Here is a 22,786-nt window from a genome sequence, read left to right as displayed (position 1 = left end):
GCCTTCTCCCCCTGAAGGGCTCCACCCGGTGGAACTCCCTCGTCTCCATCGTCAACTGCTTGACGTCGCGTATCGGCTACAGGACGCTTACGGGCTCTGCCTCGCGGGCGGCTACGCCGTACGCGCCCACGGGCTGGTCGAGCGTCCGAGCCAGGATCTGGACTTCGTCATCTCGACGGAGGTCCCGATCGAGCGCACCCTGGAGGATCTGGCCACCGCGTACCGCGACTCCGGTTACGACGTGGAGATCATCGAGGGAAGCCCGCTGATGGCCCGGCTGCTGGTCATAGACCCCGTCTCGCGCGAGGCGTGCGAGGTGGACCTGCTCAAGGAGCCACTGCTCCACCCTCCGGTCGGGCTCGACATCGGTCGCGTCATCTCGCTCGAAGACGCCGTCGGACTGAAGATGCGGGCCATCTGCAATCGCAGTCTGCCGCGCGACATCATCGACCTCGCCGCCGCGGGTGAGTACTTCTCCTTCACCGAACTGGAGAACCTGGGGCGGGCGCACAGTGCCGTCGGTTCACTGACCGATCTCGCCGAGCGGCTGGACTTCGTCAACGAGATGGATCCCGAACTGCTGGCCGCGTACGGGATCGGCGCGGAGCGGGTGCGCGAGATCCAGGTCTTCGCGGCGCGGTGGTCGCAGGACATCAACGAGCGCCTGGCCGCCGGGGAGGACGGGGAGCCGGACGCGCCGTGGGCGTCGTACGCGGAGTACCTGGACGAGTAGCGGCTCAGCGCAGGAAGACGCCGTCGGGGGGTGCCGGGGAGGGGGTGGCGGCGGCGTCGTGGACGGGGGCGACGCCCGAGGTGAAGCGGGCCAGCTCCTCGCCGGCCAGCACGCGGGCGGGCATCGCGTCGCGGGCGGTGCGGCGGGTGAGCTCCGCGACGGGCAGCGGGTCGTGCGCGGCGACCAGCACCAGGTTGCCGAAGCGCCGGCCGCGCAGCACGGCGGGCTCGCCGATCACCAGGACGTGGGCGAAGACGCCGCCGACCGTCGCGGCCTGGGCGCGGATGTGCGCCAGCGGGCGGCCGTCGGCGATGTTGGCCGCGTAGACGCCGCCGTCGCGCAGCACCCGGGCGGCCTCGGCCACGAACTCCGCGGAGTTGAGGTGCGCCGGGGTGCGGGCGCCGGCGAAGACGTCGGCGATGACGATGTCGGCCGAGGCGGCCCGCTGGCGGGTCAGCCACTCCCGCGCGTCGGCGCCGCTGACGCGGATGCGGGCGCGGGGGTCCCACGGCAGCCGGCGGCGCACCAGCTCCGTCAGCTCGGTGTCAATCTCCACGGCGCGCTGGCGGGAGCCGGGCCGGGTGGCGGCGATGTAGCGGGCGAGGGTGAGGGCGCCCGCGCCGAGGTGGACGGCGTCGATCGGGGCGCCGTCGTCGGCCGCCAGGTCGACGGCGTGCGCCAGGCGCCGCACGTACTCGAACTCCAGCCGGGTGGGGTCGTCGAGGTCGACGTGGGACTGGGGTGTGTCGTTGACGATCAGCATCCAGCCGTTGGGCCGGTCCAGATCGGCCAGCAGCTCGGCCCGGCCCCCCGCGACGGTGTGCGCCGTCAGCCCGTCGTCGTGTTCGGCCGCGCGTCTGGGCCGTCGAGAGCTCATGGTTCCAGTGTGAAGCACCGTCCGGGCGGACCCGGACGGCACAGGACGGCCGAGTGCGGCGGTCGCCGGCGCCCGTACGCTCCCTCCGCGCCGGGGACCGGCACGCGGAGGCGGGCGCCGCCCCTGCCCGGCAGCGGCCCGGCGGGCTCCCCTAGACTCGTCGCCATGGCCCGGCCTGATCTCATCTTCTGCACCCCGCCGCCGCTCCGGTAGCGCGCGGGCGGTGTAGTTCACAGCACGAGCCCGCGCCGACGACTCCCCGAAACGTCGACGCTGGAGTTCTCTGTGCCCGAAATGCCTGGTCAGGCTGCTTCTTCTCGTACTGCTTCCGAACCTGCCGCCCATCCGGCCGGATCCCCGTCCGCGCGACCGCGCCGCGGTGCCTCCGGTCCGCTGCTGCTGGTGGCGGCCGGAGTGCTGTGGGGCACCGGCGGTGTCGCCGGCTACGTCCTGCAGCGCACCGCCGAACTGCACCCGCTCGCCGTCGCCGCCTACCGGCTGCTGCTGGGCGGGCTGGCCGTCACCCTGGTGCTCGCGGTCACCGGACGGCTGGCGCGGGTGCCGCTGCGCGGCGCGGTGGTCCGGCGGCTGCTGGCGGCCGGCGCCCTGCTCGGCCTCTATCAGGCGGCGTACTTCGCCTCGGTGTCGCTGCTGTCGGTCAGCCTGGCCACCCTGGTGACGATCGGCAGTGTGCCGGTGTTCGTCACGGCCGGCATGGTGGTGCTGACCCGGCGCCGCCCGGCCGGGCGGCTGCTGGCGGCGCTGCTGCTCGCGGTGGCCGGCCTGGTGCTGCTCGCGGGCGCGCCCGGCCTGGAGGCGGACGGCTGGGGGACGGCGGCCGGGGTCGGCGCCGCGCTGCTGGCGGGCCTCGGCTTCGCCGTCCTCACCCTGCTGAACCGCACGTCGGTGCCGGGCCTGGACGCGCTGGGCGTCACCGGCCTGGGCTGCCTGGTCGGCGGCGCCCTGCTGCTGGGCCCGGCCGCCTTCGCGGGCCTGGCGGTGCCCGCGACGGCCGCGTCCTGGGCGGCCGCGCTGTACCTGGGGGCCGTCCCGACGGCGCTGGCCTACGTCGCCTACTTCTCCGGGCTGCGTACCGCGCCCACCTCAGCGGCGGCGCTGGCGGTGATCCTGGAGCCGCTGACCGCGACGGTGCTGGGCGTGCTGCTCCTGGGCGACCGGCTGAGCACGGCCGGCGCCGTCGGGGCGCTGCTGCTGGCGGCCGCGGTGGCGGTGGAGTACGCGGCGCCGCGGCGGCGCCGCGGCTAGGCGGCGGCCGCCGGCGCGGGGCCGCCGGGGGCGGGCCCGCGCCGGCGGCTCACAGCCAGCGGCTGCGGCGGAACATCACGAACAGGACCGTGCAGACGGCCACCATGGCGAAGATCGCCATCGGGTACCCGAAGGCCCAGCGCAGCTCGGGCATGACGTCGAAGTTCATCCCGTAGATGCCGGCGATCATCGTCGGCATGGCGAAGATCGCCGCCCACGCGGTGATCCGCCGGGCGTCGTCGTTCTGCTGCACGCCGACCTGGGCGAGGTGCGCGGCCAGCACCTGCGGGAGCAGCTCGTTGAGGGAGTCCACCCGGCTGTCGACCAGCATGACGTGGTCGGCGACGTCGCGGAAGAAGGGCAGCGCCTCCGGCGCGACCCGCACCGACTCGCCCGTCACGATCGAGCTGACCACCGGCACCAGCGGGTCGACGGCGTTGTGGATCTCCAGCACCTCGCGCTTGAGCGCGTAGATGTCCTCGGCCACCGGGCCCCGGGTGGAGACGAACACGCGCTCCTCCAGGTCGGTCACCGCGGCGTGCACCTCGTCGACGATGTCGACGTAGCGGTCCACGACCGCGTCGATGACGCCGTAGAGGACGGCCGAGGGGCCGAAGTCGATCAGGGTCGGGTCCTTGTCGAGCCGGCGGCGGACCTGCCCGAGCGGGTCGACGTCGCCGTGGCGCACCGTGATGACGTAGCTGCGGCCGATGAACAGCATGAGTTCGCCGGTGCGCACGTCGGTGTTGGCGCGGTCGTAGCTCAGCGTCTTCAGGACGACCAGGAGGACGTCGCCGTAGCGCTCCAGTTTGGGCCGCTGGTGCGCCTCCACCGCGTCCTCGACCGCGAGGGGGTGCAGGTTCAGCTCACTGGAGGCGAGGTCGAACTCGGTCTCGGTCGGCTCGTGCAGGTCGATCCAGCAGAAGGCGCGGTCGTCCGAGAGCAGGGCCTCGTCCAGGGTGTCGCTGATGTCACCCTCGACGTCGATTCGTTCACGAGCGCGGTAGATCGCGCATTCCGTCATCACGGGGACCAATTATGGGTGCTTGTCCGGTGAACGCATCCCGAACTGATCGTTTCGGACGGCCGCACCTGGTCATCCGCCCGGTCGGCCGGATGTCGGGTGCACTCGCCACGCGTCGCCGCCGAGTGGTAGGTTCTCGAACATGAGTTCGAAGGATCTGCTCGACCAGGTCATCCACACCCTGGCGACCCAGCTGGCGGCCCCTCCCGGGCCGGCGGTGGCCGCTCCCGAGTACCGGGAAGAACTCGCGCTCCGCTATGCCGTGCTGGGCCGGCGGCTCACCGTGCTCACCACCCGGCTGCGCCAGGTGCACGGCGCGGAGCTCAGTGAGGCCGCCCTTGACGAGCTGAACCTCGCCTGGGAGTTGCTCGGCGAGCTGAACGCGCAGGTGGAGCAGTGTCTGGCCGTCATGGAGCGGCCCACCGGCGCGGCCCGGGTGAACGCTGCCTGAGGCCGTGCGGCCGGGGCGCCCGACGCGAGGCGGGCGCCCCGGTTCCGCGCCCGGCTAGCGCTCGCCGATCTCGATGCCCATCGCGGTCAGCTCGTCCTCGCCGCGGGTGGTGAAGAACCAGTCGCGGTGCACCTGGTCGGGCACCAGCTCCCCCGCGGGCGCCAGGTCGTGCTCGCGGACCAGGTGGAAGCGGTAGCCGTGCGGCTTGAGCAGCGCGGCCAGCTCGGCGCCGTCGGCGTGTTCGTGCAGCACCTCGCAGAGCATGTCGGGGCGGTGCTCGGCCAGGAAGCGCTGGCCGTGGCGGAACACGTCGTCCTCGGTGCCCTCGACGTCGATCTTGACGACCACCCGCGAGCCGGCCGGCACCTCGTCGGCGAAGGAGTCCCAGGAGCGCACCGCGATCGGGATGCCGTCGTTGAACGACAGCGAGGCCGAGTAGAAGCTCGGCAGCGCGGAGTCTCCGGAGGCGACGGGCATGGTGATGGTCGTCTCGGGGTCGCCGACGCCCACGTGGTGCAGGGTGGTGCGGTCCAGCACCCGGTTGCGCACGACGTTGTCGAACAGGGCGCGGTACACCTCGGGCACGATCTCGAAGGTGTGCGCGCGCAGCTTGTCGTTGACGGCGGTGCCCACCAGGGTGAACAGCCCGGTGTAGGCGCCGATGTCGAAGAGCACGTCGGAGTGGCGGGCCACCGCCGCCACCAGCCGGACCGCGAAGTCGTCGCCCGCCTGCGGCCGGCGGCCGTGGCCCCAGTACAGCTCCTTGGCGATGACGCACATCGACGGCCGCAGCATGACGAAGCGGCTCTCGTCGACGATGCCCACGACCTCGCGCAGTGCCGCCGGGGCCGGCAGCCGGCCGGTGCGGCGGAGGTCGGGGCGGAGCACGTTCACCGCCCCGCGCATCACCAGATTGGGCACTCTCCAGCCGAGCACCCGCTTGACGTGCTTCTTCGTCCCGTACCAGCTGCGCCGCCGCCCGACGGCGCTCGACCGGTAGTCGTCCCGCTGTTCGTCGGTCGCCTGCACCGCCACACCCTCACCACCTGGAACTCGGACTCCGTGCCTGGACGGCACGCCCAAGCTACACCGCCCGTGCACGGGCGGTGTGCGCCTTCGGCCGGGCTCGCCCGGCCCGGCGAGGGACGGCGGCCGCCCCGACCTGCGCGGGGACCGGCGGGCGAGGGGCGGCGGAAGGCGGCGGAAATGAGAGACCTCTGGCCCGTCCGTGCTCCCCCCAGGTTCACGGACGGCCAGAGGTCCTCATATCCCCCGACAGGGCGGGAGCGCGTCCCGCCGATCTCCACGTTACGGCCGCCACCAGGAGTTCTGTATCGGTCGGGTGACTGATGTCGGCCCGTCCGCCCCGTCAGACCGCGGCGGCGTCCAGCAGTTCGCCCAGCCGGCCCGCCCGCGCCTGCTCGACCAGATCGCGGAACTGCCCGGCGCTCATCTGCACCCGCTGCCCGAAGTCGTCGGTGAGGACGATCCTGCGCTCCTCGGGGGCGCCGGGGTCGACGAACAACTCGGGGCAGCCGCAGTTGCACTGCCCGCAGAAGGTCGCCAGGTGGGTCAGTCCGTTCGTCGTGGCCATCTCGCACCACCTCCGAGCACTGCTGTGCCCCTCCGGCGCCGCGCCGACCCCTGGCCGCGAGGCCAAGCTTTGCTATCCCGCGCGGCACCCCGGCGGCACCCGGGGACGGCGGCGGCCGCCGTGCTCGGTGCACGGCGGCCGCGGCCGGGACCTCGGGGATCCCTGTGGAGAAGGGGCAACCGGTCCCGCCACCCGCCCGGGGCGGCCCGGTTGCCCGGTCCTTGATCGCGCTCAGGCGGCGCTGCCCTCCAGCACCCGCTCCTCGCGGACGGCGGGGGCGGGGGTCGGCGCGGCGTCGATGTAGTGGCCGACGCGGCCCTGCGCGAGCTCGCGGACGGCGGAGACGACCGCGCCCGCCAGCGCCAGGCTCCCCAGGCCGACGATGCCGATGACGAAGGTCGTGATGACAATGGCGCTCATTTGTTTTTCCTGCTCCTCAAGGCGGCGCATGATATGGCGTGATCGTTTTCGCCGCTTTGATCGACTATTCGACTGATCAGGTCGCTCAATTCGACATTCTCAGCTCCGGCACCGGCGCCTCCTCATTGAAACGCCCATGCACCGGTTGCAACTCCTCGGCGCGCCGCCGCATTCCCCGTCGGCCGGATGCCTCCGGCCAGCGACACGCCCGGCATCCCCTGCGACCAGGTGAGCCTAGCCATTGGATGCTGTATGCAATGCTACGTGCTCGCGGAGCGCTTCGAACACCGAATGCCACGGAAACTGCCGTTCGTGACCAGGATTACACCGCCAGGGCACTCTGGGCGGCCGCACGTTACCTCGCACCCACATGCCGTTAGCACGGCTGTTACACGCATCCCTCTGTGCTGTGATGCGCAATACTTAATAGGGTGACCCAGGGCACAGCGGCGGTGGTCTGCTATTTGCGGCCGAGCGCATAAATGACGTCCGCCTCGCGCATCGCGCGCTCGTCGGCGGCGAGCGCCTCGGCGAGCGCGGCGCGGTACCGGCGGCGCAGCAGCGCGCGGCGCTCAGGCGCCAGGCCGGCCAGCGCCTGCCCGTGCGGGCGCTCGGCGTGGTCGCGCCAGGCCCGTGCCAGGTCGGCGTCGGAGAGCCGGACCGGTTCGATGGCGAAGGTCACCGGGGTGAAGGCCGCCCGCTCCAGCGCGACGCGGCAGCGCTCGACGGTGCCCAGCGGAGCGCTCGGATCGTCCAGCTCCAGTCCGAACTCGGCGGCGCAGCGGCGGAACAGCCGGGCCGCCGTGGGGAAGCCGACGTGCCAGCTGGAGAAGGCGACCAGCCCGCCGGGGGCGAGCAGCCGGTGCCACTCGCGCAGGGCCGGCCCGACCGGCAGCGCCAGCAGGGCGGCCGAGCAGACCACCATGTCGAAGCTGGCGTCGTCGTAGTCGTCCAGGTAGGTGGCGTCGGCATGCCGCAGTTCGACATTGGTCAGCCCGTCGGCCAGCAGCGACCGGCGCAGGCGGTCGAGCTTGCCCGCGCCGATGTCGACCCCCGTCACCTTCCCCTGCGGCCCGGCGAGGCGGGCGGCCGCGGCGGCCGCCTGGCCGGTGCCGGTGGCGGCGTCGAGCACGCGGTCGCCCGGGCGGGGGCGGGCGAGTTCGACCAGGCGCTGGGCGCAGCCGGTCCGCCAGCCTTCGGCCGGGCGGTCCATGGCTCCAGCGGGGGCGGCGGCGGCCGCGTCGGAGTGCACCATGGACCGATCCTGGGCCATGCCCGGAGACGAGGGGCCGCCGTGCCGTTAACGGCGCCGGAGGATTCGGTGAAGCTCACAGGTGCACGCGGTCAAGGCCGGGCGGGTAACGATTCAACGGATGGTCATGGCGGCTCGGGGACTCGGCGGAGCGGACGGTCAGGGCCGCTCCACGGTGTCCTCCATGATGCCGATCAGCTTGCCGGCCGGGACACTGAGCACGACGATCGCGGCGGCGGTCCAAAACAGCCACCACGCGTTGATGATGAGGGCGATCCCGCCGGCCACGAAGGCGGCGATGACGACCGCCACCAGCAGCCACGAGCGCAGGCTGCCGTGCGGGCTCCCCGAGGGGCCGATCATGTGGGGGCGGGGCTGCTCGCCGGATCCGGTCGCGGCTCGTCCCGGCAGGTCCTTCTCGGTCTCGGGGCCCTTGCGGCGCTCTGACATGTCTTCGAAGCGGCTCACACCTGGTCACTCCCTGGTGGCGGCTCGGGCGGACGGACACTTCGCCCTTGCCCGCCCGCCCCGGGGCGAAACGGCGCCGCCGCGGGCCGCCCGGCGTCCGCCCCGCAACGACCGAGGGCCGGCTCCACGCCTGCGCGTGGTGCCGGCCCGTCCTCCCCCACCGGAAAGTTCCGGTCCTTTGGAGTGGTCGAACTCTGGGGCGATCAGTACACCAGGTCGTCGAACTCGCCGGACTTCATGCCCTGGATGAGGGCGTCGACTTCGGCCTTCGTGTAGACGAGCGCGGGTCCCTCGGGGAACCGGGAGTTGCGGACGGCGACCTCGCCGTTGGCCAGCCGCGCCATCTCCACGCAGTTGCCCTGCGAGTTGCTGTACGAGCTCTTCTGCCACATGACACCAGGCAGAGCGGTCGCCGGCATGCCGTTGCGAACTTCCATCGTCTCCATCTCCTTCGATCGGCCGGTGATCCGCCGCTGAGATAGCGGGACTCAACGGAACCGGGGGCGGATGCGGCACGCGGGACGCCGCATCCGATGCTGTCAACGCGTAGGCGCGGGCCGCTCCGGCATCTCTGCCGGTCGCGGCGGTACGCCGGGTCCTTCTTGATCACAAGCATATGCACGTGCAGATGCGCTGTCATCTGCTTCGTCATTTGCACAGTTGGTCGAGCGCGGGCGCGATGGCGGGTGGGACTACCCTGCGTCACACCGCTTTCCCGTATGCCAGAATTCCGCTCGTCGCGCCGACACGGTCCGTCATCAAGATCACCGCGGGTGAGCGGATCGGCGGTAATGCGGCCACAAAACTTCTCGCTCCGAACGGCCCGAATCCCGGTCCGGAAGGCCGCTCAGCGGGACACGCGGCAGCCGGGAGACCGGGCGAGGCACGCCGGACGGCCCCTCGAGAGGGCTTGCGGAAGGGGAGAAGGCGGCGGAGCGGGCCGGCCTCAGCGCGCTTCGGCGCTCTCCTCGCGGTTCTCCAGCTCGCGGAGGGTCTTGGCGTACTGGTCCAGGGTGCGGACGGTCTCGCGCGGGGTCATGCTGTCGACGCTGAGCTGGTCCATGACCTGGGTGTAGCGCTCGATCTCGTCGGCTTTCTCCAGGTACTGCGCGCTGGTCAGCTGCTCGACGTAGACGATGTCGGTCATGTCGGCCTCGGGGAAGCGCAGGATGCTGAAAGCACCGCCCTCGGCGGTGTGACCGCCGAATCGAAAGGGCATGACCTGGATCGTGATGTTGGGCCGCTTGCTGAGCGCGATGAGGTGTTCGGCCTGACCGCGCATCACCGACGGGTTGCCGATCCTGCGCCGCAGCGCGGCCTCGTCGATGACCGCCCACAGCTGGAGGCGCTCGCCCTCGGTGGTGGTCAGCAGCTGCTGGCGTCTCATCCGCATGGCCACCCGCCGCTCGACGTCGTCGGTGGCGCCGGCGCCCTGGGCGGCGCCGATGACGCTGCGGGCGTACTCCTCGGTCTGGAGCAGGCCGGGGACGAACTGGATCTCGTAGGTCCTGATCCGGCTGGCCGCCTGCTCGAAGCCCACGTAGGACTGGAACCAGTGCGGCATGATGTCGTTGTAGCGGTGCCACCAGCCCGGCTGGTTGGCCTCCTGGGTCAGTTCCAGGATCTCGACGCGCTCGGTGCCGGTGACGCCGTAGTAGGTGAGCAGGTCCTCGATGTCGCGCCGCTTGAAGCTGACGCGGCCCAGCTCCATCCGGCTGATCTTAGATTCGGACGCCCGGATCTCGTATCCGGCCGCCTCGCGGCTGATGCCCCGGGCCTCGCGCAGTCTCCGCAACTGCATGCCGAGGAGGACACGGCGGACTGTAGATCCGCTGCCCTGCTGCCCCTTGCTCACAGGCCCGCCCCTCCCACGGCATGCACAGCGCATAGTTTGCCACTGTTTTGTTCAGAACTCAGGTCTCATCGGGCGTTTGTTCGTGCTTAAAATCTACTCGCACACTGCATCTGCACGTGCATCCACTCTTGCATCTGCAGCTCGGACGACCGATGCTAGAGGGACGCTAGCCGTAGCCTGCCGATCACGAGTGTTGGGACACAGCGGGGATGACGATGGACTCGGGCTGGATGTCTGGTACCGCGACCAGCGACTCGCACGTCGGCTGTGCGACGACGGTTAAGGAGTCCACCGAGTTGCCCCGACACCCCTACGAGCACCGGGCCCCCGCTCCGGAACCGCGGGTCCCGGCCCCCGCGGCCGAGACGGCCAGCTGCCCGCTCCGGCCGGTGCTCGAGTCCGTCAAGACCGCCCGCGGCTTCACCGCCGACACCCTGCGGCGCTGGGGCCTGTCGCACCTGAGCGACGACCTCACCCTCGTCGTGTCCGAACTGGTCACGAACGCGCTGCGCCACGGGGTCGGCCTGGAGCGCGGCACCCGTTCCGGCCCGCTCGCCGCCCCCGTGCTGGGACGGCCGATCGAGCTGAGCCTGCTTCGGGAGGACTCCCAGGTGATGTGCACGGTGCGCGACCCCAGCGACCGCACCCCCGTGGAGAAGTCGCCGGACTTCATCAACGAGACCGGACGTGGCCTCTACCTGGTCAGCTCGTTCAGCCAGGAGTGGGGCTGCACCCCGCTCGAACACGGCGGGAAGGTCGTCTGGGCCGTCGTCGGCCACTGAGGGCCGCGCCCGCACGGCCCGCGTCCCGGCCAGGTCAGCCGTCCCCGCGCAGCAGCGCGGCGAGCGCGCGGTGCGACCGGTCCCAGCTCCAGTGCTGGCGCACCCAGGCCCGTCCCTTCTCCCCCATCGCCCGCGCCAGTCCGCGGTCGCCGAGCAGCTCGGCCAGCCGCCGCGCGGTGTCGTCCGGGACGCCGCCCCGCACCACGTAGCCGGTCTCGCCGTCGCGCACCGTGTCGGGCGCGCCGCCGGAGTCCCCCACCACCACGGGCAGTCCGGTCGCCGCCGCCTCCAGGTAGACGATGCCCAGCGCCTCAGGTTCGAGGCCGCCGCGCCGGGTCCGGCAGGGCATCGCGAAGACGTCCCCGGCCGCGAAGAAGGCCGGTACCGCGTGGTGGGGCTGCCCGCCCGCGAAGACCACCGCGTCGGCCACCCCGCAGCGCCGGGCCAGCGAGCGCAGCCGCGACTCGTCGGGGCCGCGGCCGACGATGAGCAGGGTGGCGCCAGGCACCTCGCGGCGCAGCCGCGGCAGCGCCCGGATCAGGGTGTCCTGCCCCTTCCTCGGCACCAGCCGCGAGACGCACACCACCACCGGCCGGTCGCCCAGGCCGTACTCGGCCCGCACCCTCTCCCCGTCGCCGCCGGGCGCGAAGGTCTCGGCGTCGACGCCGGGCACCAGACGGCGCATCCGCCCGGCCGCCTCGGGGCGCAGCGAGCGGGCGATGCGGCTGCGGGTGTAGTCGCCCAGGTAGGTGAGCACGTCGACGGCGTCGCCTATCCGGCGCAGCGCCGCCGAGGTGCCGGGCACCCGCGACCACCAGACCTCGTGGCCGTGGGTGGTGGCCACCAGGCGCCGCACTCCCGCGCGGCGCAGCCGCGGACCCATCAGGCCGAGCGGCGCGGCGGCACCGAACCAGACGGAGTCGCAGCCGAAGGCGTGCGCGGCGTCCACGGCGCGGCCCGTCATCCGGGCGGTGGGCAGCAGCACCCGGGAGCGGTCGCGCAGCACCGGGAAGTCCAGCCGCCGGTCGAACTCCGCCGCTCCCGGGGTCGCGGAGGTGTAGACGACGATCTCGCCGGGGTCGAAGCGCCGGGCCAGCTCGTAGACGAAGCTCTCGATACCGCCCTGGCGCGGCGGGAAGTCGTTGGTGACGATCAGGGTGCGGCCCATGGCAGGGACGCTACCGCCTCGCCGCACCGGCCGGGCGCGGGTCAGTCGCGCAGGTAGGCCAGCACCGCGAGCACCCGGCGGTGGGTGTCCTCGGCCGGCGGCAGGTCGAGCTTGGTGAGGATGTTGCCGATGTGCTTGCCGACCGCCGCCTCGCTCACCACCAGCTCGCGGGCGATGGCGCCGTTGGAGCGGCCCTCGGCCATCAGGGCCAGCACCTCGCGCTCACGGGGCGAGAGCCGTTCGAGCGGGTCGCGGCGGCGGCGCAGCAGCTGCCGCACCACCTCGGGGTCGACCACGGTGCCGCCCGCCGCCACCCGGCCGAGCGCGTCGACGAACTCCTCCACATCGCCGATGCGGTCCTTGAGCAGGTAGCCCACGCCCGCGTCGCCGGAGGAGTCCAGCAGCTCGGTGGCGTAGGTCTGCTCGACGTACTGGCTGAGCACCAGCACGGCCAGCGACGCGTGCTCGGCCCGCAGCCGCACCGCCGCGCGCAGCCCCTCGTCGCTGAAGCCGGGCGGCATCCGCACGTCGGTGACGACGATGTCGGGGGCGTGCTCGCGCACCGCGCCGACCAGCCCGTCGGCGTCGCCGACCGTGGCGACGACCTGGTAGCCGAAGCGGGCCAGCAGCCCGGCCAGTCCTTCGCGCAGCAGTACGCCGTCCTCCGCGAGTACTACTCGGCGACCGGTTGCCGGTCGGTCAGGCTGCTCTGGGCGCACGGGATCTCCACACGAAGCACGGTCGGGCCGCCGGGGGGACTCGACCACTTTAGTGTGCCGTCCAGGACCGCGACGCGGTCCGCGAGACCGGTTATCCCGGTGCCTAGCGACGGATCCGCGCCGCCGCGGCCGTCATCGGTGACCTCCACGATGAGGGAGCCGTCCGCGAAGCGGCCGGCGACGATGGCGCGCCGCGCGCCGCTGTGCTTGGCGACATTGGACAGCGCCTCGCTGACCATGAAGTACGCCGCCGCCTCCACCTCGCCGGGCAGACGGTGCGGCAGCTCCATGTCGACGGTCACCGCGACCGGTGAGCGGTCGGCGACGTCGGCGACCGCCGCGGGCAGGCCCCGGTCGGTGAGCACCTGGGGGTGGATGCCGCGGATCAGCTCGCGCAGCTCGGCCAGGGCCAGCTTGGCCTGCTCGTGCGCCGAGGCGACCTGCTCGGCCGCCTCGGAGCCCGGCGGCAGGTCGAGCTTTGCCAGCCCCAGGCTCATCGCGAGGGAGACCAGGCGCTGCTGGGCGCCGTCGTGCAGGTCGCGCTCGATCCGGCGCCGCTCCACCTCGAAGGCGTCGACCAGGCGGGCGCGCGAGCGCTCCACCTCGACCAGCTGGGCGCCCAGCTGCTCCTCGTGCGGGGCCAGCATCAGCCGGGCCAGCGCGCCCCGCGAACCCGCCACGGCGGTGAGCAGGTAGCCGGAGACGGCGAGAAGCACCAGCCCGACCGGGACCGCGAACAGGGACTCGGGCAGGGTGGAGATCTCCCAGAAGGCGATCGCCACCGGCTCCTGGGTGAACATCAGCACCAGCGGGGCGCTGAGCAGCGCAACGGGGATGATGAGCAGGAGCATGCTCACCAGCAGGTCGAGCGGGGCGAGCACCACGACGAACAGCACCGTGTAGCCCAGCTCCCGCCAGGTGACCGCCTCCCCGTAGCGGGTCAGCAGCCAGCTCCACATCCCGGGGCCGTCCGGCTCGCGGTGCGGGTCGGCGGCCGGGCCGGTGTCGACCAGGCGCAGCCGCCAGCGCTCGACGGAGGCGACGGGCACCCCGGCCAGCAGCGACAGCGCCAGCAGCGGCAGCCCGATCAGGACCACCGAGCCGATGCCGCCCACCACCAGCAGCCCCGCCTGCAGCACCCCCACCACCAGCGCGACCGCCGCGGAGCTGAGCAGGTAGACGGCCGAGCGCCACGGCCATGCCGACAGCAGGAAGCGCTGGCGGGTCATCGCCTGCCAGGCCGTCTTGGCGAGGATGGGCTCGGGCTGGTGGGTGAGCAGCACCCGGGCCAGCCGGACCCGGACGACGGCGAGCACGGTGAGCAGGTAGCCGGCGACCAGCAGCAGCACCAGCCCGAGCAGCGAGACGAGCCAGCCGTCGGCGTAGCGTGCCAGCCACCACAGGTCCAGCAGCGCCGTCGGGCCGACCGGGGCGCCCGAGGGCGCGTAGAGCGGCGCGGCCACCATCGGCAGCGGGCCGACCACCAGCACCCACAGCACGACGGCGTCGAAGGGCGCGAGCACGAAGGCGAACAGCACCATGTAGCCGACGTCGCGCCAGGTGGAGCCGTCCCTGAGCAGGCCGGACAGCCAGCCCCAGGCACCCGGCGAATGCCGGGCCGCCCGGACCGTGGGCAGCGGCGCGGGGTCGATGACGGCCAGCCGCCGCCGCTCCAGGCGGGCCAGGCCGCGGGCGAACATCGGCACCAGCAGCAGCAGCGGCACACCGATCAGGAAGGAGAGGGTGAGCACCCCGGCGCCGGTCAGCACCAGCAGCGCCGGGAGCGTGACGGCGCCCACGACGCAGCTGCCCAGCAGGTAGTACAGCGAGCGCCACGGCCAGCTCGACAGCAGCAGCCGGGGGCTGCGCAGCAGCTCACCGAGGGAGACCTCACCCACGGACACGACCGTAGGCGCAACGGGGGGCCGCCGCCACCCGGCCAGGCAGACCCGCGCAGGTGGGGCTAGCACTACCGCATTTTCACAGGCGCGCCACCCTGCGCCGGACGGCGCGCTGCGGTTTGCTGAACGGATGATGAATCCCCAGTACCGCTCCCCCGGCGCGCCGCGTCCCGACGGGCCGCGGGCGCACGGCGGCGCGCCCGCCGCCGGCGCCCGATGCCCGGCAGACGCTCACCCCGCGCTCGCCTGGCCGAAAGCGGGCGATAACCGCGCTTGGTCAAGCTCGACGGTGGGCGTCGAGCGCGCCGCCGCACAGGCGCCGCGCCGGACCCGGAGCCGTACGGGAGATGAGATGGTGACCGTGATCGCCCACCGCGGTGCCTCGGCGTACGCGCCGGAGAACACCCTCGCCGCGATCGACGAGGCCGCCCGGCGCGGCGCCGACATGGTCGAGCTCGACGTGCGGCTCAGTGCCGACGGCGAGCTCGTGGTGCTGCACGACCCCACGCTCGGCCGCACCTCCGACGCCCGGCTGCGCTTCCCCGACCGGCACCCGTGGAACGCGTCGGACTTCACCCTGGCCGAGCTGCGCGAGCTGGACGCGGGCTCGTGGTTCGACCGGCGCTTCGCCGGCGAGCCCATCCCGACGCTGCGCCAGGCGCTGGACCGGCTGCGCGCGCTGGAGCTCGGCGTGCTGCTGGAGGTCAAGGCGTCGCGGGGGACCGCGCCCTCGGCCGAGCACCTGCTCGCCGAACTCGCCGCCGACCCGTACTGGCTCGCGGCCACCCCCGGGCGGCCCCGGCTGATCCTGCAGAGCTTCTGCTGGGACCTGGTCGGCACCGTCAAGCGGCGGCTGCCGTGGGTGTCCACCGCCGTCCTCGGCCGGGCGCACGGCCAGCGCGGGCTGGGCCAGGTGTCGGCCTACGCCGACCTGGTCAACCCGCACTTCCTCCGGGTGAACGCCCCGTACGTGCGCCAGGTGCGCGGCCACGGGATGCGCGTGTTCGCCTGGACGGTCAACCGGCGCCGCTTCATCCGCAAGATGATCCGCGACGGGGTGGACGGCGTGATCTCCGACTACCCCGATGTGGTGGCCGCCGAGTTCGCCGCGGCGGGGGCGGCGGTGCGCTGAGGCGTCAGGCCGGGAGCACACCGTCCGTCCGGCGGTACGGCACGGCCCGGCCGCCGCTCAGGCCCGCACCGCCTCGGCCGGCTCCTCGGCCGGGGCGGCGGTCTCGGGCGCCGGCGGCCACAGCCGGCGGTCCGCGAAGCGGATCAGGCTGATGAGCGCGGCGGCCACGGCCGCGGTGGCCAGGGCGACCGCGAGATTGCCGGTGTCGGTGGGGTCGAGTGCGAAGAACTGCTGTCCGAAGGGGATGAGCAGCGCGCCGAGGAACCCGGCCGCCATGGCCGCGATGAGCACCACCCGCCACCAGGTGTAGGGGCGGGCGGCCAGCACCAGCACCCAGAGCGCGACCAGGAAGAGGGTGATGACGGGGGTGGTGCGGGCGGCCAGGTCGACCGAGCCCGCCCCGTTGGTGACGATCAGGTAGCTGACCATGGCCGCGACGCCGGCCACCACGCCCGCCGGCACCGACAGCCGCAGCACCCGGGGTACGAAGCCCGCCCTGGCCCGCTCGGTGTTGGGCGCCAGCGCGATGATGAAGGCGGGAATGCCGATGGTCAGCGCGTTGATCAGGGTGGCGTGCCGGGGCAGCAGCGGGTAGGCCACCCCGAACAGCCCGACGATGGTGGACATCGTCATGGCGTAGACGGTCTTGGTGAGGAAGAGGGCGGCGACCCGCTCGATGTTGGCGATGACGCGGCGGCCCTCGGCCACGACGTGCGGCAGGGTGGCGAAGCGGTTGTTCAGCAGCACGATCTGCGAGACGGCCCGGGCGGCGGGGCTGCCGGCGCCCATCGCCACCCCGATGTCGGCGTCCTTGAGGGCGAGCACGTCGTTCACGCCGTCGCCGGTCATCGCCACGGTGTGCCCGCGCCGCCGCAGCGCCGCCACCATGTCGCGCTTCTGGTGGGGGGCCACCCGGCCGAAGACGCTGCCCGCGCCCATGCGCTCGCTGAGCCCGGCCTCGTCGGCGGGCAGGTCGCGGGCGTCGGTGGGCGACTCGGAGCCGGGCAGCCGCAGCGCGCCGGCCACGGCGCCCACCGAGGCGGCGTTGTCGCCGGAGATCACCTTGAGGCCGACGCCCTGCTCGGCGAAGTAGTCGAGGGTGGGCCGCGCGTCGTCGCGGACCCGCTGCTCCAGCACGACCAGCGCCACCGGGGTCAGGCCGTCGAGGGCGCGCCCGCTGTCGGCCGGGTGCGCGCCGCGCGCCAGCAGCAGCACCCGCAGGCCGCGTGCGGCGACCCGCTCGGCCTCGGCCGCCACCGGGCCGTCGTCGGTCAGCAGCACGTCGGGGGCGCCGAGGATCCAGTCGCCGTGCCCGTCGAAGCCGGCGCCGCTCCACTTGCGGGCGGAGGAGAAGGGCGCGACCGCCGTGCGCCGCCAGCCGGGGTCCTTCGGGTACGCCTCCGCGATGGCGCGCAGGCTGGCGTTGGGGCGGCTCTCGTCGGCGGCCAGCGCGGCCAGGACGTCGTGCACCTCGGCCGCCTCGGCGCCGTCGAGCAGCCGCAGCTCGGCCAGGCGCATGCCGTCCTCGGTGAGGGTGCCGGTCTTGTCCAGGCAGACGACGTCGACGCGGGCCAGGGTCTCGATGGCGGGCAGCTCCTGCACCAGGCACTGCCGGCGGCCGAGCCGGATGATGCCGACCGCGAAGGCGATGCTGGTCATCAGCACCAGGCCCTCGGGGACCATCGAGACCAGCGAGGCGACCATGCCGCGCAGCGCGTCGGGCAGGGCCTGGTCGGCGCGGAACAGCTGGCTGGTGACGATCAGCAGGCCGATCGGGATGAGCAGCCAGCTGATGTAGGTGAGGATGCGGTCGACGCCCGAGCGCAGCTCGGAGCGGACCAGGGTGAACCGGGACGCCTCCTCGGCCAGCCGAGCGGCGTAGGCCTCCTTGCCGACGCGGGTGGTGCGGTGGCTGCCGGTGCCGGCCACCACGAAGCTGCCCGACATGACCGGGTCGCCCGGCCGCTTGAGCACCGGCTCGGACTCGCCGGTGAGCAGCGACTCGTCGATCTCCAGGGCCGTGGCCTCGGTGACCACGCCGTCGACCACGACCTGGTCGCCCGGGCCGAGCTCGATGACGTCGTCCAGCACCACCTGGTCCTGCGGCAGCTCGGCGGTGGTGCCGTTCCTGCGCACCCGGGGCCGCGCCTCGCCGACGATGGCCAGCCGGTCCAGAGTGCGCTTGGCCCGCAGCTCCTGGAAGATGCCGATGGCCATGTTCGCGACGATGACGCCGGCGAACAGGCCGTCCTGGATCGGGCCGATGACGAGGATGATCGCGAACAGCACGCCGACGATGGCGTTCAGCCGGGTGAACACGTTGGCGCGGATGATCTGCCCGAGTGTGCGGCCGGTGCGCACCCGCACGTCGTTGGTCTGCCCGGCGGCGACCCGCTGGGCCACCTCGGCGTCGGTCAGGCCGGACGGCCGCTCCGGCGCGTCCGCCGTTCCCGCGGGGCGGTCACCTCGACTGCTCACTCGTCCTCCACAGACGTCTCCGCGGGCACCTCGGCCGCGCCTCCCGGCCGCGCGTCGCGGGCCGGTCACGGGCGAGTCTATTGAGGCCGGAGCGGGAGGTGACCCGCTCTCAGGGCCGACAGAGGGACGAATGGGGGGCGCCTCAGGGTTCCGCCGGAGGCGTCCCCGGGCCGGCCGCGCCGCGCGGGCGGCCGCGCGGCCCGAGGGATCAGGGCAGGTCGAAGCGTCCGTGGATGTCGCGGGCCTGCACGACCGAGCCGCCGATGCGGGCGCCCCTCTCGATGGTGTTGGCGACGTCGCCGTCGCCGGTGCGCAGCAGCGGCCGGGCGTCGCCGCGCACCCATGCGTCCAGCTCGCGGCCGAAGGCGGGGTCGGCCTCGGCCTGCAACTGGAGCAGCATCGCGAGCCTGCGCACCGCCACCTCGTCCACGGCGCCCCCGGCGGCCTGCTCGGCGACCGCCTCCAGCGCCACGGTCTCGGTGCCGCGCTCGCCGAAGGCCCGCCGCACCAGCCCGGTCAGCGCCGTCCATGCCTGCTTGGCCGCCTCGCCGGCCACGCCGCCCGCGGCGGCCGTGACGGCCGCGGTGATCAGCTCGATCTGCATGCCCGCCTCCTCCTCGCCGCCTCGCGCGGCGCCCTGCCGCTAAGGTATTCGGTGCGGTCGCGGCCGGAAAGGCGCCGGTGCCGGCCGCCGCCGAGACGTCACTGGATTCGAGGGACCGTGCCCGAGTGGGGAGCGCTTCGCGACCGCGAGGGACCCCGCGCGGCCTACCGGTGGACCTGGCGGCCGGAGCGCAGGGTGCTGGCGGTCGCGCGCAATGTCACCTCGGTCACCCGCCTGCTCGACGTGCTCCCGGTGGCCGCCGCCGATCCCCGGGTCGACGTCGTGTTCACCGTCGACCGGGGCTCGGCCTTCGACCTCGGGCTCGCGGAGTTCCTGGCCGACATCGGCGCGACGGTGTGGCCGTGGCGGCGGGCGGTGCGCTCGCGCGCCTTCGACCTCGCGGTGTCCGCCAGCGTCAACGCCGGGCTGCGCCGGATCAGGGCGCCGCTGGTCACCCTCTCGCACGGCGCCGGGTACAACAGGCTGGTACCGAGCTCCACGGGTGACGGCTTCTCCTCGGCCGGGCTGTCGCGGCACGAGCTGACCCACCGGGGGCGGGTGATCCCGGCGGTGCTCGGGCTCTCCCATCCCGAGCAGCTGGAGCGGCTGCGCCGCAGCTGCCCGGCGGCGGTGGAGCGCGCCGTGGTCGTCGGCGACCCCTGCTTCGACCGGATCCGGGTCAGCCTGCCGCGGCGCGACGCCTTCCGGCGCCGGCTGGGCGTGCGCGACGGGCGGCGCCTGGTCGTGGTGAACTCCACCTGGGGCGGGCGCGGCACCCTCGCCGCCGCGCTGGAGCTGCCGCGCCGCCTGGTCGCCGAGCTGCCCGCCGACGAGTACCGCGTCGCGCTGATCCTGCATCCCAACATCTGGTACTGGCATGACCCGTTCCAGGTCAGAGCGGTGCTGGCCGACGCGCTCGACTCCGGACTGCGGCTGCTCCCGCCGCGCGAGGGCTGGCGGGCGGCGCTGATCGCCGCCGACGTGGTGATCGGCGACCACGGCTCCACCTCCTTCTACGGCGCCGCGCTGGACCGTCCGACGCTGCTGGCCTCGCCGGGCGCGGCCGAGCAGATCGACCCCGGCTCCCCCACCGGCGCGCTGCTGCGGGCGCTGCCGGCGCTCTCCCCCGGCGAGGATCTGCGCGCCGCCGTGGAGCGGGTGCGCGCCGCGCACACCCCGGGCCGGCACACCGCGATCACCGGCCGCACCCTCGGCGCGCCGGGCGAGTCCGCCCGGCTGCTACGGCGCGAGTTCTACCGGCTGATGCGGCTGCCGGAACCGGAGACCGAAGCGCTGGTCCGGCCGGTACCGGAGCCGGAAGCGGAGACGGGCGACCGGCCGCGCGCCTTCCTGGTGGACGCGCTGCTGCGCGCCGATCCGGGCGACGGGCCCGCCGGAACCGTCACCCTGCGGCGCTTCCCGGTGTCGCCCTCGGCCGGCGGCCGCCCCGGCGCCCCGCCGGGCGCCTTCCTGCTCGCCCTGGCCGAGGCCGGGCTACGGCACCTCAACGGCTCCCCCGTACTGCTGCGCGACGACCCCGAGGCCGAGACGCCCGCGGCGCGGTGGCTGGACGAGACCCTGGCCGACCACCCCGGCTGCCTCCTCGCCGGCGCCGCCCTGGACACCCGCCGCCTCCTGCTCCGCCACGCCGACGGCCGCGAACTGTCGACCGTCGCCTACCGCGGCACCGGCGGCGCCCTCGAACCGGCCCTGGTCATCGCCGCCGTCTACGCCTGGCTCCGCGAGGGCCGCCCGCCCACCGGGCTCCGGCACGGCCTGCGCGTCCGCGCGGGGGGCACCGAGGGGTCGGTATTCGTCACCCCCCCCCGCGGGTGAAGGGGCTGGTGCCTGATCCGCGGCTCGGCGGCCCGGCCTACGCGCCGGAGCCGCCGAAGTGGTCGCGCAGCTGCTGAAGCTGCGGGCTTCCGGCCGCCTCGGCGACGGCCAGCGCCTCGCGCAGGTACCGCTCGGCCGCCGGGGCGTCGCCGCGCTCTGCGGCGATCGCGCCGAGCAGGCGCAGGGCGGTGACCTCCAGCTCCCGGCGGCCCAGCCCCTGCGCGGCGGCCCGGGCCGCTCCGGCGTCGTACTCGGCCGCGTCGAGTTCGCCGAGGGCGCGGCGCGCCTCGGCGCGCCGCAGCCGGAACCGGCACGCGGCGCTGCGGTCGCCGGACGGGAGCGCGTCGAGCGCCGAGTCGAGCACGGGGATCGCCTCGGCGGCGCGGCCGTGCTCGGCCAGCAGCTTGCCGCGCTCGTAGCGGGCGAAGGCGACGCCCCGCCGGTCGCCGAGTCCGGTGTAGAGCGCCTCGGACTCGTCCAGGGCGGCGAGCGCGCCGGGCAGGTCGCCGTGCGCGCCGCGGACCAGCGCGAGGGTGTCGAGCACGGCGGCGCGCACGTGCGGACCGCCGGACCTGTCGGCCGCCGAGCGCGCCTCCGCCAGGTACCCGCCGGCCTGCTCCAGCAGCGCGGCGGCGCGCTCGCCGCGCCCCCTGGTGCGCAGGGTCGCCGCCTGCTCGTGGTAGGCGCGGGTCAGCTGGTTGAGCATGCGGGCCAGCGCGCCGTCGTGGCCGCACCGCCGAGCGGAGTCCACCGCCAGCTCGTGCGCCTCGATCCAGGTCGTGTAGTTCTTGCGGGCGTGGTAGACGGGCCACAGCACTTCGACCAGCCGCCAGACCAGCTCGTGCCAGCCGTGCCGGTGCGCGGTGCGCACGGCCTGCTCCAGCTGGGGCAGCTCGGCGTCGATCCAGGCCGACGCCTCGGCGGCGCCGGCGAAGGGCTGTACGGAGTCGTCGTGGCCGCCGAGCCGCCAGCGGCCGCCCGACACCAGGCGGTCGACGGCGGCGGCGCGGTCCAGGTACCAGCGCACCAGCTCCCGCTCGGCCGCGTCGCGCTCCGCCACCGGGTCCTCCGCCTCTCCACGCTGCCGGGCGTGCAGCCGGCGCAGGTCGTGCCAGTACCAGCGGTCGTCGCCGTCGGCCTCGACCAGGTAGGCGTCCGCGAGCCTTCGCAGCAGTCCGCGCGCCTCGTCGGCCGTGGTGCCCGCGATCACTCCGGCGGTCTCCGGCTCCAGGCGCTTTCCGGCCAGCAGGCCGAGCCGCCGGTAGAAGCGGGCCAGGGGCGGGGCCAGGTCGGCGTAGGCGGCGTCGAAGACGGCGTCGATCGACAGCGCGCCGAGGCGCCGCCGCTCGTCGGCGAGCAGCGCGAGCAGTTCTGCGACGGTGTCCCGGGAGCCGCGGCGCAGCCGTGACGCGCACGACCGCAGCGCCACCGGCAGGCCGCCGCACAGCTCGGCCAGCCGCTCGACCTCGTCTCCCACCCCGTGCAGGTCGGCCATCCGCGCGAGCAACTCGCCGCCGTCCGCAGGGGTCAGCGGCGCCACCACCAGGGGCACCGCCGCCTCCTCGCTGACCAGCTCGGCCAGCCGGGTCCGGCCGACCACGACGACCAGCGCGTGCGGGGAGCTGGGCAGCAGCCACTTGACGTCGGGGTACTGCTCGGCATTGTCGATCACCAGCAGCAGCCGGCGGCCGTGGGTCACGGTGCGGTACAGGCCGACGAGGTCGTCGGACCAGGCGTCGATCCGCTCGGCCGGCACCGCCAGGCCGCGCAGCAGGCGGCGGAGCACCCCGAGCACGTCCACGGCACCGCCGAGGCGGTGCTCGGCCAGATCCGCGTACAGCCGTCCGTCGGGGAAGCCTCCGCCGAAGTCGTCCGCGGCGCGCAGGGCGAAGCCGGTCTTGCCGACGCCCTGCGCGCCGCTGACCAGCAGGACCAGCGGACGTCCGCCGTCCCTGCGCTGGGCCACCAGGGCGCCGAAGCGGTCCAGCAGCGCGCGCTGGTTGATGAAGTGGGCGGGCGGGAGCGGGAGCAGGTGCGGCACGAAGCGCTCGGGCGCAGCGCTGTTGATGGTGACCTGCCCTATGTCGCGTGCCTGCACCGCCGAGCCGCCCACCTGGCCACCGAGCCGGTTGTGCGTGCCCTCGCGCCGCTCGTCGTCCGCGCTCCGCGACATTCGCGCCCTGCCTCGTCTCGTCGGGGTCCCGGCCGCAGCGGGACGGGCCCTAC

General features: G+C 74.0%; 21 protein-coding genes. 6 read left to right on the top strand and 15 right to left on the bottom strand.

All coding sequences use genetic code 11. The features are described from left to right. The first annotated feature begins 28 nt into the window (after positions 1-28). A complete protein-coding gene (locus tag CLV72_RS05930; protein ID WP_170140889.1) occupies positions 29-733 on the top strand; it encodes a nucleotidyl transferase AbiEii/AbiGii toxin family protein in 705 nt (234 codons plus the stop codon). 4 nt (positions 734-737) lie between these two features. Here CLV72_RS05930 and CLV72_RS05925 read toward each other — a convergent pair whose 3' ends face one another. Beyond that, positions 738-1,610: a spermidine synthase gene (locus CLV72_RS05925; protein WP_106240446.1), complete on the bottom strand. Its 873-nt coding sequence runs from the start codon at positions 1,608-1,610 to the stop codon at positions 738-740. A gap of 294 nt (positions 1,611-1,904) precedes the next feature. Here CLV72_RS05925 and CLV72_RS05920 point away from each other — a divergent pair, with 294 nt between their 5' ends. After that, complete coding sequence (locus CLV72_RS05920; protein WP_106240443.1) at positions 1,905-2,876, top strand: DMT family transporter; 972 nt, start codon at positions 1,905-1,907, stop codon at positions 2,874-2,876. 49 nt (positions 2,877-2,925) lie between these two features. Here the strand turns inward: CLV72_RS05920 and corA are convergent, their stop codons facing one another. Continuing rightward, positions 2,926-3,900 carry a magnesium/cobalt transporter CorA gene (gene corA, locus CLV72_RS05915; RefSeq protein WP_245929935.1) on the bottom strand — a complete coding sequence of 325 codons (975 nt, stop codon included), beginning with the start codon at positions 3,898-3,900 and terminating at the stop codon, positions 2,926-2,928. Positions 3,901-4,042: 142 nt separating this feature from the next. Here corA and CLV72_RS05910 point away from each other — a divergent pair, with 142 nt between their 5' ends. Next, positions 4,043-4,351 (top strand): hypothetical protein, encoded by a 309-nt coding sequence (locus CLV72_RS05910; RefSeq protein ID WP_106240437.1) that lies wholly within the window; start codon positions 4,043-4,045, stop codon positions 4,349-4,351. A 54-nt stretch (positions 4,352-4,405) separates the two neighbouring features. Here CLV72_RS05910 and CLV72_RS05905 read toward each other — a convergent pair whose 3' ends face one another. From CLV72_RS05905 to CLV72_RS05875, 7 genes are all read right to left on the bottom strand, one after another. Next, positions 4,406-5,386, bottom strand: coding sequence for an FkbM family methyltransferase (locus CLV72_RS05905; RefSeq protein WP_106240434.1), 981 nt, complete (start codon positions 5,384-5,386; stop codon positions 4,406-4,408). A gap of 334 nt (positions 5,387-5,720) precedes the next feature. Beyond that, positions 5,721-5,945, bottom strand: coding sequence for a hypothetical protein (locus CLV72_RS05900; protein ID WP_106240431.1), 225 nt, complete (start codon positions 5,943-5,945; stop codon positions 5,721-5,723). Between the two features lie 231 nt (positions 5,946-6,176). Further along, positions 6,177-6,365, bottom strand: a complete 189-nt coding sequence (locus CLV72_RS05895; protein ID WP_106240429.1) for a hypothetical protein — start codon at positions 6,363-6,365, stop codon at positions 6,177-6,179. 460 nt (positions 6,366-6,825) lie between these two features. After that, positions 6,826-7,620 carry a class I SAM-dependent methyltransferase gene (locus CLV72_RS05890; RefSeq protein ID WP_170140888.1) on the bottom strand — a complete coding sequence of 265 codons (795 nt, stop codon included), beginning with the start codon at positions 7,618-7,620 and terminating at the stop codon, positions 6,826-6,828. Between the two features lie 156 nt (positions 7,621-7,776). Next, a complete protein-coding gene (locus tag CLV72_RS05885) occupies positions 7,777-8,085 on the bottom strand; it encodes a hypothetical protein (protein WP_106240423.1) in 309 nt (102 codons plus the stop codon). A 203-nt stretch (positions 8,086-8,288) separates the two neighbouring features. Then, positions 8,289-8,522 (bottom strand): DUF397 domain-containing protein, encoded by a 234-nt coding sequence (locus CLV72_RS05880; protein WP_211302722.1) that lies wholly within the window; start codon positions 8,520-8,522, stop codon positions 8,289-8,291. 509 nt (positions 8,523-9,031) lie between these two features. Next, a complete protein-coding gene (locus CLV72_RS05875) occupies positions 9,032-9,886 on the bottom strand; it encodes a helix-turn-helix domain-containing protein (RefSeq protein ID WP_245929878.1) in 855 nt (284 codons plus the stop codon). Between the two features lie 350 nt (positions 9,887-10,236). Here CLV72_RS05875 and CLV72_RS05870 point away from each other — a divergent pair, with 350 nt between their 5' ends. Next, complete coding sequence (locus CLV72_RS05870; protein ID WP_211302720.1) at positions 10,237-10,722, top strand: ATP-binding protein; 486 nt, start codon at positions 10,237-10,239, stop codon at positions 10,720-10,722. 34 nt (positions 10,723-10,756) lie between these two features. Here CLV72_RS05870 and CLV72_RS05865 read toward each other — a convergent pair whose 3' ends face one another. From CLV72_RS05865 to CLV72_RS05855, 3 genes are read right to left on the bottom strand one after another with little or no spacing between them, the layout of a single operon-like run. Beyond that, positions 10,757-11,890, bottom strand: a complete 1,134-nt coding sequence (locus tag CLV72_RS05865) for a glycosyltransferase family 4 protein (RefSeq protein WP_106240411.1) — start codon at positions 11,888-11,890, stop codon at positions 10,757-10,759. A gap of 41 nt (positions 11,891-11,931) precedes the next feature. Beyond that, positions 11,932-12,609, bottom strand: coding sequence for a response regulator transcription factor (locus CLV72_RS05860; RefSeq protein WP_106240407.1), 678 nt, complete (start codon positions 12,607-12,609; stop codon positions 11,932-11,934). Continuing rightward, positions 12,564-14,507, bottom strand: coding sequence for a sensor domain-containing protein (locus tag CLV72_RS05855; protein WP_146159358.1), 1,944 nt, complete (start codon positions 14,505-14,507; stop codon positions 12,564-12,566). Before CLV72_RS05855 ends, CLV72_RS05860 begins: the two co-directional genes overlap by 46 nt. A gap of 355 nt (positions 14,508-14,862) precedes the next feature. Between CLV72_RS05855 and CLV72_RS05850 the strand changes: the two genes are divergently transcribed. After that, on the top strand, positions 14,863-15,642 hold the full coding sequence (locus CLV72_RS05850; protein WP_245929877.1) for a glycerophosphodiester phosphodiesterase: 780 nt from the start codon (positions 14,863-14,865) through the stop codon (positions 15,640-15,642). Positions 15,643-15,699: 57 nt separating this feature from the next. Here CLV72_RS05850 and CLV72_RS05845 read toward each other — a convergent pair whose 3' ends face one another. Next, a complete protein-coding gene (locus CLV72_RS05845; protein WP_106240401.1) occupies positions 15,700-18,120 on the bottom strand; it encodes an HAD-IC family P-type ATPase in 2,421 nt (806 codons plus the stop codon). A 208-nt stretch (positions 18,121-18,328) separates the two neighbouring features. Beyond that, on the bottom strand, positions 18,329-18,724 hold the full coding sequence (locus tag CLV72_RS05840) for a hypothetical protein (RefSeq protein WP_106240398.1): 396 nt from the start codon (positions 18,722-18,724) through the stop codon (positions 18,329-18,331). A 117-nt stretch (positions 18,725-18,841) separates the two neighbouring features. Between CLV72_RS05840 and CLV72_RS05835 the strand changes: the two genes are divergently transcribed. Further along, on the top strand, positions 18,842-20,560 hold the full coding sequence (locus CLV72_RS05835; protein ID WP_146159357.1) for a hypothetical protein: 1,719 nt from the start codon (positions 18,842-18,844) through the stop codon (positions 20,558-20,560). Between the two features lie 37 nt (positions 20,561-20,597). Here the strand turns inward: CLV72_RS05835 and CLV72_RS05830 are convergent, their stop codons facing one another. Then, positions 20,598-22,733, bottom strand: coding sequence for a hypothetical protein (locus tag CLV72_RS05830; protein ID WP_106240391.1), 2,136 nt, complete (start codon positions 22,731-22,733; stop codon positions 20,598-20,600). Between the last annotated feature and the right edge of the window lie 53 nt (positions 22,734-22,786).

The sequence above is a fragment of the Allonocardiopsis opalescens genome, from assembly GCF_003002095.1.
In the GTDB taxonomy this organism is placed as follows: domain Bacteria; phylum Actinomycetota; class Actinomycetes; order Streptosporangiales; family Streptosporangiaceae; genus Allonocardiopsis; species Allonocardiopsis opalescens.
This window is presented reverse-complemented; position numbering and strand designations above follow the sequence as displayed.

Coding starts and splice junctions, on each gene's coding strand:
- CLV72_RS05830 (WP_106240391.1), bottom strand. CDS start 22,733: ATGTCGCGGAGCGCGGACGACGAGCGGCGCGAGGGCACGCACAACCGG.
- CLV72_RS05900 (WP_106240431.1), bottom strand. CDS start 5,945: ATGGCCACGACGAACGGACTGACCCACCTGGCGACCTTCTGCGGGCAG.
- CLV72_RS05925 (WP_106240446.1), bottom strand. CDS start 1,610: ATGAGCTCTCGACGGCCCAGACGCGCGGCCGAACACGACGACGGGCTG.
- CLV72_RS05910 (WP_106240437.1), top strand. CDS start 4,043: ATGAGTTCGAAGGATCTGCTCGACCAGGTCATCCACACCCTGGCGACC.
- CLV72_RS05850 (WP_245929877.1), top strand. CDS start 14,863: ATGGTGACCGTGATCGCCCACCGCGGTGCCTCGGCGTACGCGCCGGAG.
- CLV72_RS05865 (WP_106240411.1), bottom strand. CDS start 11,890: ATGGGCCGCACCCTGATCGTCACCAACGACTTCCCGCCGCGCCAGGGC.
- CLV72_RS05920 (WP_106240443.1), top strand. CDS start 1,905: ATGCCTGGTCAGGCTGCTTCTTCTCGTACTGCTTCCGAACCTGCCGCC.
- CLV72_RS05880 (WP_211302722.1), bottom strand. CDS start 8,522: ATGGAAGTTCGCAACGGCATGCCGGCGACCGCTCTGCCTGGTGTCATG.
- CLV72_RS05840 (WP_106240398.1), bottom strand. CDS start 18,724: ATGCAGATCGAGCTGATCACCGCGGCCGTCACGGCCGCCGCGGGCGGC.
- corA (WP_245929935.1), bottom strand. CDS start 3,900: ATGACGGAATGCGCGATCTACCGCGCTCGTGAACGAATCGACGTCGAG.
- CLV72_RS05875 (WP_245929878.1), bottom strand. CDS start 9,886: ATGCAGTTGCGGAGACTGCGCGAGGCCCGGGGCATCAGCCGCGAGGCG.
- CLV72_RS05890 (WP_170140888.1), bottom strand. CDS start 7,620: ATGGTGCACTCCGACGCGGCCGCCGCCGCCCCCGCTGGAGCCATGGAC.
- CLV72_RS05895 (WP_106240429.1), bottom strand. CDS start 6,365: ATGAGCGCCATTGTCATCACGACCTTCGTCATCGGCATCGTCGGCCTG.